General features: G+C 65.4%; 14 protein-coding genes. 5 read left to right on the forward strand and 9 right to left on the reverse strand.

The genetic code is table 11. The features are described 5' to 3' along the window. Positions 1-37 precede the first annotated feature (37 nt). On the forward strand, positions 38-406 hold the full coding sequence (rbfA, locus tag AC3FKH_RS20320) for a 30S ribosome-binding factor RbfA (RefSeq protein WP_488677599.1): 369 nt from the start codon (positions 38-40) through the stop codon (positions 404-406). 71 nt (positions 407-477) lie between these two features. Beyond that, a complete protein-coding gene (truB, locus tag AC3FKH_RS20325) occupies positions 478-1,425 on the forward strand; it encodes a tRNA pseudouridine(55) synthase TruB (protein WP_488677600.1) in 948 nt (315 codons plus the stop codon). Positions 1,426-1,478: 53 nt separating this feature from the next. On the opposite strand, the gene AC3FKH_RS20330 is transcribed toward truB, so the two are convergent. The 5 genes from AC3FKH_RS20330 to AC3FKH_RS20350 form a co-directional block, all read right to left on the reverse strand. Continuing rightward, positions 1,479-2,471: a Bug family tripartite tricarboxylate transporter substrate binding protein gene (locus AC3FKH_RS20330; RefSeq protein ID WP_488677738.1), complete on the reverse strand. Its 993-nt coding sequence runs from the start codon at positions 2,469-2,471 to the stop codon at positions 1,479-1,481. A gap of 79 nt (positions 2,472-2,550) precedes the next feature. Beyond that, positions 2,551-3,246: an AroM family protein gene (locus tag AC3FKH_RS20335; RefSeq protein ID WP_488677602.1), complete on the reverse strand. Its 696-nt coding sequence runs from the start codon at positions 3,244-3,246 to the stop codon at positions 2,551-2,553. Continuing rightward, positions 3,243-4,166 (reverse strand): DUF1177 domain-containing protein, encoded by a 924-nt coding sequence (locus AC3FKH_RS20340; protein ID WP_488677603.1) that lies wholly within the window; start codon positions 4,164-4,166, stop codon positions 3,243-3,245. The genes AC3FKH_RS20335 and AC3FKH_RS20340 overlap by 4 nt, the downstream gene beginning before the upstream one ends. Before the next feature lie 26 nt (positions 4,167-4,192). Next, positions 4,193-4,897, reverse strand: coding sequence for a dipeptidase PepE (pepE, locus tag AC3FKH_RS20345; RefSeq protein WP_488677604.1), 705 nt, complete (start codon positions 4,895-4,897; stop codon positions 4,193-4,195). 21 nt (positions 4,898-4,918) lie between these two features. Next, a complete protein-coding gene (locus AC3FKH_RS20350; RefSeq protein ID WP_488677606.1) occupies positions 4,919-5,707 on the reverse strand; it encodes an IclR family transcriptional regulator in 789 nt (262 codons plus the stop codon). 173 nt (positions 5,708-5,880) lie between these two features. On the opposite strand from AC3FKH_RS20350, the gene AC3FKH_RS20355 reads away from it, so the two are divergent. Next, positions 5,881-6,075 (forward strand): DUF3606 domain-containing protein, encoded by a 195-nt coding sequence (locus AC3FKH_RS20355; RefSeq protein ID WP_488677607.1) that lies wholly within the window; start codon positions 5,881-5,883, stop codon positions 6,073-6,075. 118 nt (positions 6,076-6,193) lie between these two features. Here AC3FKH_RS20355 and AC3FKH_RS20360 read toward each other — a convergent pair whose 3' ends face one another. The 4 genes from AC3FKH_RS20360 to AC3FKH_RS20375 form a co-directional block, all read right to left on the reverse strand. Beyond that, complete coding sequence (locus tag AC3FKH_RS20360) at positions 6,194-7,795, reverse strand: DHA2 family efflux MFS transporter permease subunit (RefSeq protein ID WP_488677608.1); 1,602 nt, start codon at positions 7,793-7,795, stop codon at positions 6,194-6,196. Between the two features lie 2 nt (positions 7,796-7,797). After that, positions 7,798-9,090: an EmrA/EmrK family multidrug efflux transporter periplasmic adaptor subunit gene (locus AC3FKH_RS20365; RefSeq protein ID WP_483708395.1), complete on the reverse strand. Its 1,293-nt coding sequence runs from the start codon at positions 9,088-9,090 to the stop codon at positions 7,798-7,800. Positions 9,091-9,133: 43 nt separating this feature from the next. Beyond that, complete coding sequence (locus AC3FKH_RS20370; RefSeq protein WP_488677610.1) at positions 9,134-10,681, reverse strand: AdeC/AdeK/OprM family multidrug efflux complex outer membrane factor; 1,548 nt, start codon at positions 10,679-10,681, stop codon at positions 9,134-9,136. Positions 10,682-10,777: 96 nt separating this feature from the next. Beyond that, positions 10,778-11,254: a MarR family winged helix-turn-helix transcriptional regulator gene (locus AC3FKH_RS20375; protein ID WP_488677612.1), complete on the reverse strand. Its 477-nt coding sequence runs from the start codon at positions 11,252-11,254 to the stop codon at positions 10,778-10,780. Positions 11,255-11,441: 187 nt separating this feature from the next. Between AC3FKH_RS20375 and typA the strand changes: the two genes are divergently transcribed. Continuing rightward, positions 11,442-13,262: a translational GTPase TypA gene (gene typA, locus AC3FKH_RS20380; protein WP_488677613.1), complete on the forward strand. Its 1,821-nt coding sequence runs from the start codon at positions 11,442-11,444 to the stop codon at positions 13,260-13,262. A gap of 246 nt (positions 13,263-13,508) precedes the next feature. Beyond that, the gene (locus tag AC3FKH_RS20385) at positions 13,509-15,074 is read left to right on the forward strand and encodes a methyl-accepting chemotaxis protein (protein ID WP_488677614.1); all 1,566 of its coding nucleotides are present in this window, start codon (positions 13,509-13,511) and stop codon (positions 15,072-15,074) included. Positions 15,075-15,079: the final 5 nt, after the last annotated feature.

Below are 15,079 nucleotides of genomic sequence, written 5' to 3' on the forward strand. Positions count from 1 at the left end.
TCGGCCCGCCGTTGTCGTCTCGACAAGATGGTATTGAATGGCCAAGAAAGGCAGTATTTCCTCCCGTAACCTGCGTATCTCCGACCAGATCCAGAAGGACCTGGCCGAGATGATCCAGCGCGAGCTGCGCGATCCGCGCCTCGGACTGATCACGCTGCAGTCCGTCACGCTCACGCCGGACTATGCGCACGCCAAGGTTTACTTCACGGTGCTTGGCGCCGATGCCGTGGAAGCGGCAGCGATCCTGAACGAGAAAGCAGGTTACCTGCACTCGTTGTTGTACAAGCGCCTGCATATCCATACCGTGCCGACGCTGCGGTTCTTCCACGACACATCGGTCGAACACGCGATCGAGATGTCCAAGCTGATCAACGAAGCGAACGCCACGCGTTCCAACGACGACTGATCCGATTCCGGCCGCGCCGGAATGCACAGTCCCGGCGCGGGCAACACGCCCGCCGCCTCCGCATTGTTCCCATGACCGATTCCGCCAATAACCGTCCACCCCGGCCGCCGCGCCGCGAGGTGCATGGTGTGCTGCTGCTCGACAAGCCGCTCGGGTTGTCCTCAAACGATGCGCTGGTGCGCGCCAAGCGGCTACTGCGCGCGCTCAAGGCTGGCCACACCGGAACGCTCGACCCGCTCGCCACCGGCCTGCTTCCGCTTTGCTTCGGCGAGGCGACCAAGTTTTCGCAGGACCTGCTCGAGGCCGACAAGACCTACGAGGCGATCGTGCGGCTTGGGCAGAAGACGACGACGGGCGACGCCGAAGGCGAGGTGCTGGCGGAGCGTCCGGTCACTTGCGATCGCGCTGCGCTCGATGCGGCGATTGCGCGCTTCATGGGCGAGATCGAGCAGATTCCCCCGATGCATTCGGCGCTGAAGAAGGACGGCCGTCCGCTGTACGAATACGCGCGCGCCGGACAGACCGTGGAGCGCCCGGCCAGGCGCATCACGATTCATGCGATCGACCTGCTCGACTGCGCGTTGCCGCAAGCGCCGGTCTTTACGATGCGCGTGAAATGCAGCAAGGGCACGTATATCCGCACGCTCGCCGAGGATATCGGCGAGGCGCTGGGTTGCGGCGCGCACCTTACCGGGCTGCGCCGCATCGCCGTCGGCGACCTGACGCTGGAAGGGGCCGTGACGCTGGAGCAGATCGATGCCCAGCCGGACGAGGCGCGTCCGGCCATGCTCGCGCCCGTCGATGCCTTGCTGCAACGTTGCCCGCCTCTCACGCTGGATGCCGGCGCGACCTCACGCTTTCTGCAAGGCCAGCGCATCGCGCAGCGGGACCTGCCGGCTGGCAGTGTGCCGCAGGACGGCACGCTGGCCCGCGTCTATGGCGGCGAGCCGGCGCGCCTGCTGGGCGTGGCGCGCATGCGCGAAGGCGCGTTGCGGCCGGAGCGGCTGGTGCGCCTCTGAGCGACTCCGAGCCACTCCGAGCGCCTTATGGTGCTTAATGCCTTACCGCAACCTCATTCCAGCGTGATCCTGGCCGACTTGATGACGTCGGCCCACATCTTGCGGTCCTGCACGAGGAAGCTGGAGAAATGCTCCGGTGAATCGCCGACAGGCTCCGAGCCGAACTCCGCCATCTTTTTCCTGACTTCAGAATTGGCGAGCGCCTTCACCAGAGCCTGGTTGTAGCGGGCCACGATCGGCTTGGGCAGGTCCTTCGGGCCGAAGATGCCTTGCCAGGTCGGCATGTTGAAGTCCTTGAGACCGCTCTCGGCAAGCGTCGGCACGTCCGGCAACAGGGGCGAGCGCTTGCTGCTGGTCACCGCCAGCGCCTTGACCTTGCCGGACTTGGCCAGCGTTGCCGCCGTGGTGATGTTGTCGACCGTCATGGCAATATGACCGCCCATCAGGTCGGTGATCACCGGCGTTGCACCCTTGTACGGCGCGTGGACCATGTCGATGCCAAGCCGATGCAGCATCGTCTGCGCAATCAGGTGGTTCGACGTGCCGACGCCCGCGGTGCCATAGGTAGCCTGCGGCGTCCGTTTGACATAGGCGGTGAAGTCCCCCACGTTCCTGACCGGCAGTGATGGACTGATGATCACGACGTTGGGCTGCGTTGCCAGCATGGTGATGGGCGCAAAGTCATCGGCCTTGTATGGCGTGCCCTTCGGGTTGAGCAGATGCGTCACGGCCATCGCGCCGGCGGCGCCCATGCCTATGGTGTAGCCATCGGCAGGCGCCTTGGCCAGTTTGTCGGCGGCAATATTGCCGCCGGCACCTGGCACGTTCTCTACCACGACAGGCACGCCAAGGCTTTCCGACAGCGGCCCTTGCATCAGGCGCGCCAGCAGGTCGGCAGAGCCTCCGGGCGCGAATCCCACCAGCAGCCGTACCGGCTTGGCCGGCTTCCAGTCTTCGGCCTTCGCCGAGGGCATGACGGCAGTGCCCATGCCCACGACCAGCATGCCGCATACCAGCGGCCTCATCCACTTCGCCACGCTTTTCATCGTCACATCCACTCCAGCTTGTCTCGGGCAATCTGTCAGCGGGCTTGCCCATGCCCGTTTTCGAACCGTTGCCTGGCTGTCAGGCGGTACCGGCCAGCACATCGCCCAGCACGCGCGCAACCATGCGGTTTGACAGCAGCACCGGGGCACCTGCGTGCAGCGCGACCTCGGCACGCATGGCTTCGGTATAGCCCATGCAATGCATCACGATGAGGTCGCAGCCACGCAGCGTCTGGCCGGCCTGTTTGAAGCGGCCGCTGGCGCTATCGGTATAGGGGGACGCATGCGTGACCCGCAGTTCGCAAGCCACGGGCCGGATCAGGTGGAAGTCGTCCAGCTGCGCGGCCAGCGGCAGCACGATGCCAAGCCGTCTGCATCCCTGCGCCAGTGCAACCGTGAGGTGATCGACTACCTGCTGCGGCTCGATTACCAGCGTGCGCAGGGCGGCCAGCGCAGTGCCGGTGCACAGCGGCACCAGCGCGTCGAAGCCCGCTTCGTCCAGCAATGTCATCAATCGTGCCAGCGATGCTTCGGCCGCCGGCTTGCCCAGCACGACCTGACTGCCGTCGCGCATGCGGCTGGCAAAGCGGTATTCGCCGGCTTTCGGCGCGAGTGCGGCGATCTGCGCGTCGTCCAGACCATCCAGAATGCCGAATTGTTCGACCGTGGCCGGCAGGCAAAGATCGGCCACCATTTGGGGGGCAATGTCGCTACGTGGCGACTGGCCGATGGTGACGAACGCCACGCGCGGCAGTTTGGCGGCCGGGCGGTTCATGATGCGTTCCCCACGGTCTGCAGATGGGCCAGCGAGCCATAGCGCCGCTGCAGTTCGGCCCACTCGGCGGCATCGAAGAAGGCGCATTGTCCGGCGCCGAACTGCTTGGCCACTTCGATGCAAAAGCGCGTGGCAACGTCGATGTCGAACGCATTGGTCACGCCGGTGGCGCAGCCCGGCACGGTGGTCTGCGCCGTCAGGGCCACGCCGACCACCGGTGCCGTGGTGACAATGGCCGGCTGCATGATGGAATTGACGTGCCACAGGCCGTTCTCGTATGGCGTGATGTCCTGCGTAGTCAGGGGCAGCACCAGCGGCAGTTCGCCGCTGACCCAGCCCATCAGGTCCAGCATTCGCTCGGGCAGCCGCAGCAGCCAGCCTTGTTTCGCGACAGGCGTCAGCGCGACGCCACGGCGGTTGACGAAGCGGTTGCCGCGCGTGGTGTCGACCGACAGGATCGCCGCCATCTGCGGATGCACCTCGTGCGACATCATTGTGCGCATGGCGAATGGCGATTTCATCATCGGCACCGGCTGGTGCGGCCGCGTGGCCGCGTGCGGGCAGATATGCGTATGGATGCGCACCGGCCCGGGCAGGGCATCGCCGGCGGCCGCCATGTCGGCCAGCTTCAGCGCGCAGGCCACGGCCACGATGGCGCCATCGGCATCCGACACGAGTCCGGTCACGGCCGGGCGCGCACCCACGCCGCCCAGCCGGCCCACCACGCCCAGCGCGGGCAGGTCGGGGTCCAGACCCGGCAGCGTGCACGCGAGGAAATCGGTGTACAGGCCGTTCTCCTCGACCCGTGTCACGGTAACGTCGGTCACGCCGCGCGCGCGCAGCAGCGCGGCCACACGCTCGCCGTCGACGTTGGCCGCCGACAGCAGTTCGATCGATTCAATCACCTGCTTCATGGACATTCGGGATTCCGTTTGCGTAAGGGGTTTCAGAGCGGCAGTGACAACTGGCCAGGCTGCACGTCTCGGATCCGGGTGCCAAGGAACCAGCGCGACCTATGTGCTCCGCCGAGGTCCATGCGCGCGCCGCGCACGCGGATCCAGTTGCCTTCCGGCAGGCCGAGTACGGGCATCTCGGGATGCAGCGTGGTGAACTCGGCCAGCCGCTGGTCGCGCGTTTCCCCGCGAAATCCCGGCAGCACCATGTTGAAGTAGTGCGGGTTGATCTGGAATGGCACCAGTCCGAGCGCATCGAGTCCGCCCGGATTGGCGACCGGCATGTCGTTGGTCGTGCAGATCGTGGGGCAGGCAAGATTGGCACCGGCGCTCCAGCCGACATAGCATGCGCCGCCCGAGCGAACCCTCGCGGCAATGGGAGCAAGCAGGCCGCGCTCGCGCAGGCATTGCAGCAGCCGGAAGGTATTGCCGCCGCCGACCACGATCAGCTGCGCGGTGTCGATGGCGTGGCGCGCCGCTTCGGCGTCGGTGGCGCGATGCAGCGACTGCACGTCGATGCCTAGGGGCGACAAGGCGTCGCCGACCAGCGTTTCATAGGTATCCCAGTCGCGCGTCACGCCGGCGAACGGCACGAAACAAGCGGTCTTGCGGCCCGCAGCGAGTTCGGCAATGGCCTCGCGCGCGTGCACCAGATAACCGGCGTCGCTGCTGGAGTTGCTGAGGAGGAGAAGGTCCATGGCTTTCGAATGCGGAATGCGTTATCGCGTGGTGGTGGCGCCGGCGGCCTGCCAGAGCGGATCGCCGATGCGCTGCCCGACCGACGCCACGGCGCGTACGAGTGTGTCGCGCAATGCCGCGGCCTGCGCCTGGCTGACCTGCATGGCGGTGAACGACAGGCACAGGCCGCGTACGTCGCCGGAGACCGGGTCGGCCAGCGTGGTGGCCACGGCGCCAATGCCAGGCATCCCTTCGTTGATGGCTACGGCGCTGCGCTCGTGGAGCGCCGTAGCCACGCGTTCCCGCAACTCGCCGACCGTAGCGGGGCAGCCGGCAGGCGCTTGTGGCAGGCCGGTATCGGCCGCGACACCATATCTTGCGTGGAACTCCGCTTCCGTCAGGCGAGACAGGAGCACGCGGCCCATTGCGGTGGTGAAGGCAGGGCGGCGCGCGCCTTGCGGTGACAGTACCTGCACCGGGTTGCTCCCGTTCAGGCGCTGCAGCACGACGGTGTCCGTACCGTCGAGCATCGACAGGTAGGCGGTGAACCCTGTCGAGTCGGACAACGTAGCCAGTATTTCGCGGCATTGTTCGTCGACCGGATGCGCCTGCGTGGCGGCCTGGGCCGCGCGGATCAGCAGCACGCCGGGCCGATAGCGCCGCGTGGCGGGCTGCAGGTCCAGCAGCCGGTAGCGGACCATCTGCGCGAGCAGCCGCGAGGCCGAACTCTTGGCCAGTCCGAGCTCATCCATGACGTCGTTGAAACTGATCTCGTGGTGGCCTTCGCCAAACATGCCAAGCACGCTTTCCACGCCTTCCAGAATGCTCACCGCAGCGCTCTCCAATTTTTAGGTTCCGTTTTATGGAACCATGGTTCCGTAAAACGGTTCGGAAATGGTAGTCCGATTGGAGCGCGAATTCAAGCGGGCAGATCGGCGGCGGCGGCCGATCGTTCGCCTACAATGCAAGAGCCGTGTGAAGGCCAGAGGCAACAGGAGGCAGCATGAGCGATGAGATCAGCCGGTTCCGGCCCCTGGATCCGGGCCGCATCAATCTGATGGACCCGATTGAGGTGCAGTACTGGTGCCGTGAGCTGGGGTGTACCGAAAGTGCCCTGGAGGATGCCGTGGACGTGGCGGGCGAGCATATCGCCGCAGTCCGGGCCCGCCTTGAGGCCGGGCAGGCCGGGGCAAGTTAGCAATAAGCAGCGGCCGGCCCGGGGCGGGGCAGGTCCCAAGGAAAAAGGCCACGCGCTTCCGGACCTGACCGGGGCGCGTGGCCTATTTGCATGGGCGTACTGCCGGTGACAGTTGCCGCTAATGTGCGCCGGCTGCTGCATCAGCCCCGGCGCCGCCCTTGGCCGGCTTGGTAAGCCAGACAAAGCCGATCAGCACGAAGAACAGGACGCCCGAGATCCAGAAGATGTCATTGGCGCCAAGCATCGCCGCCTGCTGGCTGATGTTGCGTTCCATCACGCCTACCGCCTGGGCCTGGCTCATGCCCATCTGCATCAGGTGATGAAGCTGGTCGGAGTAGGCCGGATTGTAGGGATTGACCTTCTCCACCAGCTGCGCGTGGTGCAGGGCGGTGCGGTTTTCCCACACGGTGGTGGAAATCGACGCGCCGATGCCGCCGAACGTGATCCGCACGAAGTTCGACAGACCCGATGCGGCCGGGATCCTGTCGGGCGGCTGGCCTGACAGGATGATCGACGTCAGCGGGATGAAGAACATCGCCATGGCCGCGCCCTGGATCAGCGTGGGGATCATCAGCGTGCGGGTGTCCACCTGCGTGGTGAAGCCCGCGCGCATCAGGCTCACGATGCCGAACGTGACGAATGCGGCCGTGGCGACCCAGCGGGCATCCATCCTCGGCAGGTTCCGCCCGATCAGCGGCGACAGCAGGATCGCGAAGATGCCCACTGGCGCCATCACGATGCCCGCATCCGTGGCCGTGTAGCCCACGATGGTTTGCAGCCACAGCGGCAAGATCACCAGGTTGCCGAAGAACAATCCATACGCCACCGAGATCGCCACCACGCCAGAACTGAAGTTCCGGCCCTTGAATAGCGTGATGTCGACGATCGGATGCTTTTCGTACATCTCCCAAACCAGGAAGAACAGGAAGCCGAGCACCGCCACCAGCGTGAGCACCACGATCTCGGGCGAATGGAACCAGTCGAGCTCCTTGCCCTTGTCGAGCATCAGCTGCATCGAGCCTACCCATATCACAAGCAGCGACAGCCCGATGCGGTCGATCGGCAGCGTCTTGGTCGGGGTTTCGCGGTCCTTGTAGATCGTCCACGTGGCGTAGGCGGTGAGCAGGCCCACAGGCACGTTGATGTAGAAGATCCACGGCCATGTCATGTTGTCCGAGATCCAGCCACCGAGCAGCGGGCCCATGATGGGCGCCACCAGCGTGGTCATGCCCCACAGCGCAAGCGCCATGGTGCTCTTCTGCGGCGGGTAGCTCGACAGCAGCAGCGACTGCGACAGCGGGATCATCGGCCCGGCCACCGCCCCCTGCAGCACACGCGCGGCCAGCAGCGTTTCCAGGTTGGGCGCCACGCCGCACAGCCAGGACGACAGTACGAACAGCAGGATCGACGTGATGAACAGGCGCACCGCGCCGAAGCGCGTGGTGAGCCAGCCCGTCAGCGGCACGGAAATGGCGTTGGCCACCGCGAACGACGTGATGACCCATGTGCCCTGGTTCGGCGCCACGCCGAGGTCGCCCGAGATGGCCGGAATCGATACGTTGGCGATCGACGAATCGAGCACGTTCATGAACGTGGCCAGCGACAGCGCGATGGTGCCGACCACCAGCTTGCCGCCGCTAAGCGGCTGCGTATGCGCCGGCCGTGCCGGCGGCTTTGGCGCGGCGCCGGCACGTTCGCCCACGGTCAGTGCGTCCGCCATGATCAGCCGCGGTTCGAGGGCCGCGCCACGGCGGCGCTGGCCGCTGCGTCGTCGGCCGGGAGGTTGCGCACCGGTGCGCCCTTGGCCGGTACGGCATCGGCAGGGGCGGGTGCACGGCCGCCGTTGTTCACGGCGATGATGCGCGCGATCAGCTGGTCGGCGTCCTGCGCGACCTTGTCATAGACGTCGGTCTGCATCGGCTTGGCCGCGGTGGTGCTGACCATGGCGGCGCCTTCTTCCTTGCGCACATCGACCGTCACGTTCATCGACAGGCCGACGCGCAGCGGGTGGTCCTTCAGTTGCTGCGGGTCAAGCGCAATGCGCACCGGCAGGCGCTGCACCACCTTGATCCAGTTGCCGGTGGCGTTCTGCGCCGGCAGCAGCGAGAAGGCGGAGCCGGTGCCGGCCGAGAATCCTTCCACCTTGCCGCTGTACTTGACCTTCGAGCCATAGACGTCGGCTTCAAGCGTCACGGGCTGGCCGATGCGCATATGCGTGATCTGCACTTCCTTGAAGTTGGCGTCGACCCAGACCTGGTCCAGCGGCACGATGGCCATCAGCGGCGCACCGGCGGCCACGCGCTGGCCAACTTGCACCGAGCGCTTGGCCACATAACCGGTCACAGGAGCGGGCAATGCCGAGCGTGCGTACGACAGGTAAGCCGAGCGCACATTGGCTGCGGCGCGCTGCACGCTCGGGTGCTTGTCGACGGTGGTCTGGTCGGTCAGCACCTTGTTCGAGGCGAGTTGCTCGCGTGCCGCAAGCAGGGACGACTGCGCGCCTTGCAGCGCGGCCTGCGCGTGGGAGATTTCTTCGCTCGACACCGCGCCCGAGCCCGCGATGGCCTGGCGGCGGCGCAGGTCATCGCGCGCCTTGGCGACGTCGGCCTCGCGCAGCGCCACATTGGCCGCAAGGGAACCGTTGTTGACGTAGAGCGTGCGCACTTCGCGCACCGCCTGGGCCAGTTGGGCCTCGGCCTGTTCCAGCGCCACTTGCGTATCGGCGCGGTCCAGCTGGATCAACGGCTGGCCGGCCGTGACGAGCTGCGTGTCGTCGGCGGCGATGGACACCACCGTGCCGCCTACGAGCGGCGTCACCTGGACGACGTTGCCCGCGACGTAGGCATCGTCGGTGCTTTCAAAGTGCCGCGCATAGAGGCCCCAGTACACGCCATAGCCGACGCCTGCGACCACGATGGCCGCGGTCAGGGAAAGCAGCAGGCGCTTGCGCTTGCCATTGTTGTTGACGGATGCCGCCGGAGTATTGGAGTGGCCGGCTTGCTGGTTGTCGCTCATGTTGGTCTCTCGTGAATCTGTTCTGCGATGACGGGCGCGCGTATCAGCCGCGTGCGCCGGTCTGGCTGGTTGTCTGGTTCGTTGCTGCAGCGGCGGGGGCATGGCCTTCGCCGCCTTCCTGCGGTTCTTCGTAGCCGCCGCCGAGGGCTTTCATGAGGGCCATCTGCAGGTCCAGCCGGCGGGCCTGCAGGTCGGTCGCCAGGCGGCGCTGCTGCAGCACATTGCTCTCGGCGTTCAGCACGGTCAGTTGCGTGCCGAGGCCAGCCTTGTAGCGCATCGTGGCGAGCGAGTAGGCGTGTTCGGCCAGGTCCAGCGCTTCGCGCTGCGTCCTGATCTGGTTGTCCACGCTGCGGATGCTCGTCATCGTGTCGGCGGTTTCCTTGAGCGCGTCGACGAGGGTCTGGTTGTAACTTGCGACGGCAATGTCGTAGCGCGCGTACTTGCCCTTCAGGTTGGCGCGCAGCTTGCCGCCCTCGAAGATCGGCAGGTGCAGCGCGGGGCCGAAACCCATGGTGCGGCTGATGCCCATGAACAGGTCTTCCGGGCGCAGCGACGCCAGGCCGGCAAAGCCGGTCAGCGTGATATTGGGCAGAAACTCCGCCTTGGCGACCTTGATCTCCTTGCCGCTGGCTTCCACGCGCCAGCGCGCGGCCACCAGGTCAGGGCGGCGGCCCAGTAGCCCGATGGTCAGGTCGTCCGGCACCTTTGGCGTGGCCTGCGCGAGCAGGACCGGCTTCTGGATCGACAGCCCGCGGTCCGGGCCCTTGCCCAGCAGCGCGGCGATCTGGTTGCGCGACAGCGCGATATCTTCGTCGATGCGCTGCAGGTCGGTGCGCGCGGCGGCCACCGTGCCGCGTGCCTGGGTGGTTTCCACCTGGGTGTCGAGGCCCGCGGCCAGGCGCTGCTGCGACAGCGAAGTGAGGTCCTGCCGTTGCGTGATGGCGCGTTCGGCCACGTCGCGTTGCGCATAGAGCGCGGCCAGGCGGGCGTAAGCCCTGGCGACCGACGTGGTCAGGATCAAACGGGAGGCCTGGCTTTCGGCCTCCATGGCGTGGTCGTCCGAGAGCGCGGCTTCGAGTGCCGAGCGGTTCTTGCCCCAGAAATCGAATTCATACGACAGGTTGGCCTGCAGGTGGGACTGGTTCCACCAGCGCCCCGCCAGCGGCGTGCCGGCGAACAGGTCGGTCTCGGAAAAGATCTGGCGTGTGATGTCGGCGCCGAAGCCGACCGTCGGGTAGAGCGCGCTGCGGGTCACGTCAGCCATGGCGCGCGACGCTTCCACGCGCGCAAAGGCGACCTGCAGGTTCGGGTTGTCCTTGACGGCTTCATCGACGAGCGAATGCAATTGCGGGTCCTGGAACTGATCGATCCAGTCGATGCCGGGCCATTGGCCATGTTCGGCCGGCAGGGTCTGATCGGTAGCCAGGGCGCTGGCTTCCGTCATGGTCTGCGTACTGTGGGAATTGCCAAAGGCGGCGCAGCCGGCGAGCACGGCTGCGGCCACGACCGTCAAGGCCAGCGTGCCGGCGCGGCGGCCCAGGGCGCGTGCGTGCGACGGGCTATAAAGAAAGTTTGAGAGCGCTTGGTTCATGGTTGATGCACCGGACTGCAAAGGCCGTGCTGGAAATCTGGATCGATATCGGTTCGGTTCGATATGGGTGGCGCAAGCGGAAAACGTGCCGGTGCGCTAGCCGGAGTTGTTGCAGATCACCCGGCGCAGCATGCTGCGCAGCGTTTCGACTTCTTCCGTCGAAAAACCGCGGAAATGGCTGGCCATGACCTTGCAAAAGATGGCGGGAAGTTGTGCGGCGAGAGCATGGCCCGCCGGCGTCAGCGTCAAGTCGATCACACGGCGATCGTCGTCGCGGCGCGTGCGCTCGATCAGCCCGCGCTTTTCCATGCGACTCAGCAGGCGCGTAATCGAGCCCATGTCGGTGCTGAGTTCGCGGCCCAGATCAGTGACCGTGCTGGCGCGCCCGGAAGAAATCATGGTCAGGCAACTGGCCTGCGCATGCGTGATGTCCAGATTGCTCACCTCTTGCTCGATGCTGTGGGCGAGCGTGTTCCTGGCGCGGGACATCAGATAACCCACGCTTTCGCACATGACGTAGCGCTCCGGGTCAAACAAATCGCTGGTAGAAGTGGCGGACGAGTCCGGTAACATCATTTGCCTCTGCAATCTTTGCTGTGACAAATATATGTGTGTGTTCAACTATCCGCAAGGATGGAAATTCGTCATTTCTGTTTTGGAAATAATAAACACACAGTGTGGGCAGGTTTGAAGCAAGGCGTGCCGCGCTGCAGCATGCTATAATGTTGGGTTACTTCAGATTTCTGCACAGCGAGCTGCAATGACCCGCGCCATCCGTAATATCGCCATCATCGCCCACGTCGATCATGGCAAGACCACTCTGGTCGACCAACTCCTGCGCCAGGCAGGCACCTTCCGTGACAACCAGCAGGTTGCCGAGCGGGTGATGGACTCGAACGACCTGGAAAAGGAACGCGGGATCACGATTCTCGCGAAAAACTGTGCTGTCGAGTACAACGGCACCCACATCAACATCGTCGATACCCCGGGACACGCCGACTTCGGCGGCGAAGTGGAGCGCGTGCTGTCGATGGTTGACGGCGTGCTGCTGCTGGTGGACGCCGTCGAAGGTCCGATGCCGCAGACCCGCTTCGTGACCCGCAAGGCACTGGCGCTGGGCCTGAAGCCGATCGTGGTGGTCAACAAGATCGACCGCCCGGGCGCACGTCCGGACTGGGTCATCAACCAGACCTTCGACCTGTTCGACAAGCTGGGCGCCACCGACGAGCAGCTCGACTTCCCGGTGATCTACGCCTCGGGCCTGAACGGCTTTGCCGGCCTGACCGAAGACGTTCGCGACGGCGACATGAAGCCGCTGTTCGAAACCGTGCTGGACAAGGTGCCGGTGCGTGACGACGATCGCGACGGTCCCCTGCAGCTGCAGATCATCTCGCTGGACTACTCCAGCTACGTCGGCAAGATCGGCGTGGGCCGCATTTCGCGTGGCCGCGCCCGGCCGCTGCAGGACGTGGTGGTCAAGTTCGGCCCCGAAGGCAACCCGATCAAGGGCCGTATCAACCAGGTGCTGAAGTTCCAGGGCCTGGAGCGCGAGATCGTGGCCGAAGCCGAAGCCGGCGACATCGTGCTGATCAACGGTATCGAAGAGCTGGGTATCGGCTGCACGGTGTGCGCGCCGGACGCCCAGGACGCGCTGCCGATGCTGAAGGTCGACGAGCCGACGCTGACCATGAACTTCTGCGTCAACACCTCGCCGCTGGCCGGCCGTGAAGGCAAGTTCGTGACCAGCCGCCAGCTGCGTGAGCGCCTGGATCGCGAACTGAAGTCGAACGTGGCGCTGCGCGTGGCCGATACCGGCGACGACACCATCTTCGAAGTGTCGGGCCGTGGTGAACTGCACCTGACCATCCTGCTGGAAAACATGCGCCGCGAAGGCTACGAGCTGGCCGTGTCGCGTCCGCGCGTGGTGTTCAAGGAAATCGACGGCGTCAAGAACGAGCCGTACGAACTGCTGACCGTGGACGTCGAAGACAGCCACCAGGGCGGCGTGATGGAAGAGTTGGGCCGCCGCAAGGGCGAACTGCTCGATATGGCTTCCGACGGCAAGGGCCGTACCCGCCTCGAATACCGCATTCCGGCCCGTGGCCTGATCGGCTTCCAGGGCGAGTTCCTGACGCTGACGCGCGGCACCGGCCTGATCAGCCACATCTTCGACGACTATGCGCCGGTGCGCGAAGGCGGCCTGGGCGAGCGCCACAACGGCGTGCTGATCTCGCAGGACGACGGCGATGCCGTGGCCTACGCGCTGTGGAAGTTGCAGGATCGCGGCCGCATGTTCGTCAAGCCGGGCGACGCGCTGTACGAAGGCATGATCATCGGCATCCACAGCCGCGACAACGACTTGGTCGTGAACCCGATCAAGGGCAAGCAGCTGACCAACGTGCGTGCATCGGGTACCGACGAAGCCGTGCGCCTGGTGCCGCCGATCCAGATGTCGCTCGAGTATGCGGTTGAATTCATCGCCGACGACGAACTGGTCGAGCTGACGCCGAAGAGCATCCGCCTGCGCAAGCGCCACCTGAAGGAGCACGAGCGCAAGCGTGCTTCCCGCGAAGGCGCATAAGCGCTGCCGTGCTGAAAAAACCGCGCCTCAGGGCGCGGTTTTTTTTGATGGGATCTCTAGACGCGACCTTATGTGCTGGCCTCGCGGAGTTGCGCGGGAGGCTTCCTCCAGGTTGGGAATCACGTGGGCCGAATGACGACAAGAAAGTCAGTTCTGTGTGTCATCGCGCAAGGGTCAAGGAACGATTTGCCGCGCCGTAGACCAGCAGGACGGCCGGCTGGGCCGTCCCTTTACTTCGGAGAGCCCATGTTTCGCAACACTACTATCGGGGCCAGATTGTGGTTCCTGGTTGTCGTCACAAATATCCTGCTGCTCATCGTCGGCGCAGTAGGCATGATCGGCATGTCGCGCAGCAATGACGCCACGCGCGAGATCTACGAGCATCAGTTGATCGCGGCCATGCATCTGGCCGATGCCCGTTCCAACCAGCTGCTCGTGCGCGTGCTGCTGGACCAGGCGACCCTTGCCAAGGATCCCGCCGACGCGCGAGCGCGCGCCGAGACCGCGCAGGGCTTTGCGAAGAGTTCGGAGGCTGCATGGAAGGCCTACCTCGCATTGCCGCGCGCGTCAGAGGAAGCGAGCATGACGCAGGACGTGACGGCCAAGCGCGATGCGCTGTTTTCGCAGGGGGTCGCGCCGATGATTGCGGCGTTGAACGCGGGAGATCGCGAGGCGATGATGACCGCCGTGCTCGAAACCATCCCGAAGCTCGACATTGCCTTCACCGCAGCCAGTGCCGATCTCAATCGTGCGCAGGTCGTCGGTGCGCGGCGGGTCTATGAGGCATCGCAGCAGCGCTACAGCATGCTTCTGGCCGGGTCAGCGGTGGTACTCGTTGCGGGGCTGGCGTTCAGCACGGTGGTGGCATGGCGCCTGCGCCGGTCGATCGTCAGGCCGCTGGATTTCGCCATTGCGCGCTTCGAACGCATGGCCGGCGGTGACCTGAGCGGAAAGGGCAGCGACGATGGCGTGATGGCCGATGAGCAGGCACGCAGCGAAACCAGTCGGATGCTGGGCATGCTGGCGCGCATGCAGTCGAGTCTTGTCGCCATGGTTGGCCAGGTGAGCGGCGGTGCGGATTCGATCGCCGCGGCGAGCCGACAGATCGCCGGTGGCAATGCGGACTTGTCGCAGCGCACCGAGCAGCAGGCCGCGTCACTGGAGCAAACCGCGTCGAGCATGGAAGAACTGACCGGTACGGTGCGCCAGAACGCCGACAGTGCGCGCGAAGCCGCTACGCTGGCCAACGAAGCCACCACGCTTGCCGAACGTGGCAGCGAAGCGGTGGCGCGGGTCGTGCATACGATGCAGTCCATCGACGCGAGTTCGGGCAAGATCGTCGACATCATCGACGTGATCGAGAAGATCGCTTTCCAGACCAATATCCTTGCCCTGAACGCCGCGGTGGAAGCCGCACGTGCCGGAGAACATGGGCGCGGCTTCGCCGTGGTGGCCGGCGACGTGCGCGACCTCGCGCAGCGCTGCGCGGGTGCATCCAAGGAGATCCGCGGGCTGATCGGCAAATCGGTGGCCAACGTGCGCGAGGGTACTGGGATGGTGGATGACGCAGGCCGCGCCATGCAGGACATCGTCGATGCGGTGCGGCGGGTGGGTGCGCTCATCCGTGACATCAGCGCGGCATCTGACGAACAGTCCAATGGCATCGAGCAGGTGAACCTGGCGGTCTCGCACATGGATGGCATGACGCAGCAGAACGCAGCGCTGGTGGAGCAGGCCGCGGCGGCCGCTGCGTCGCTGCAGGATCAGGCGCAACGACTGATGGCCCTGATGTCGACGTTCAGGCTTGCATGATGGCG

This window comes from Cupriavidus sp. 21MJTG02-4, from assembly GCF_057798975.1.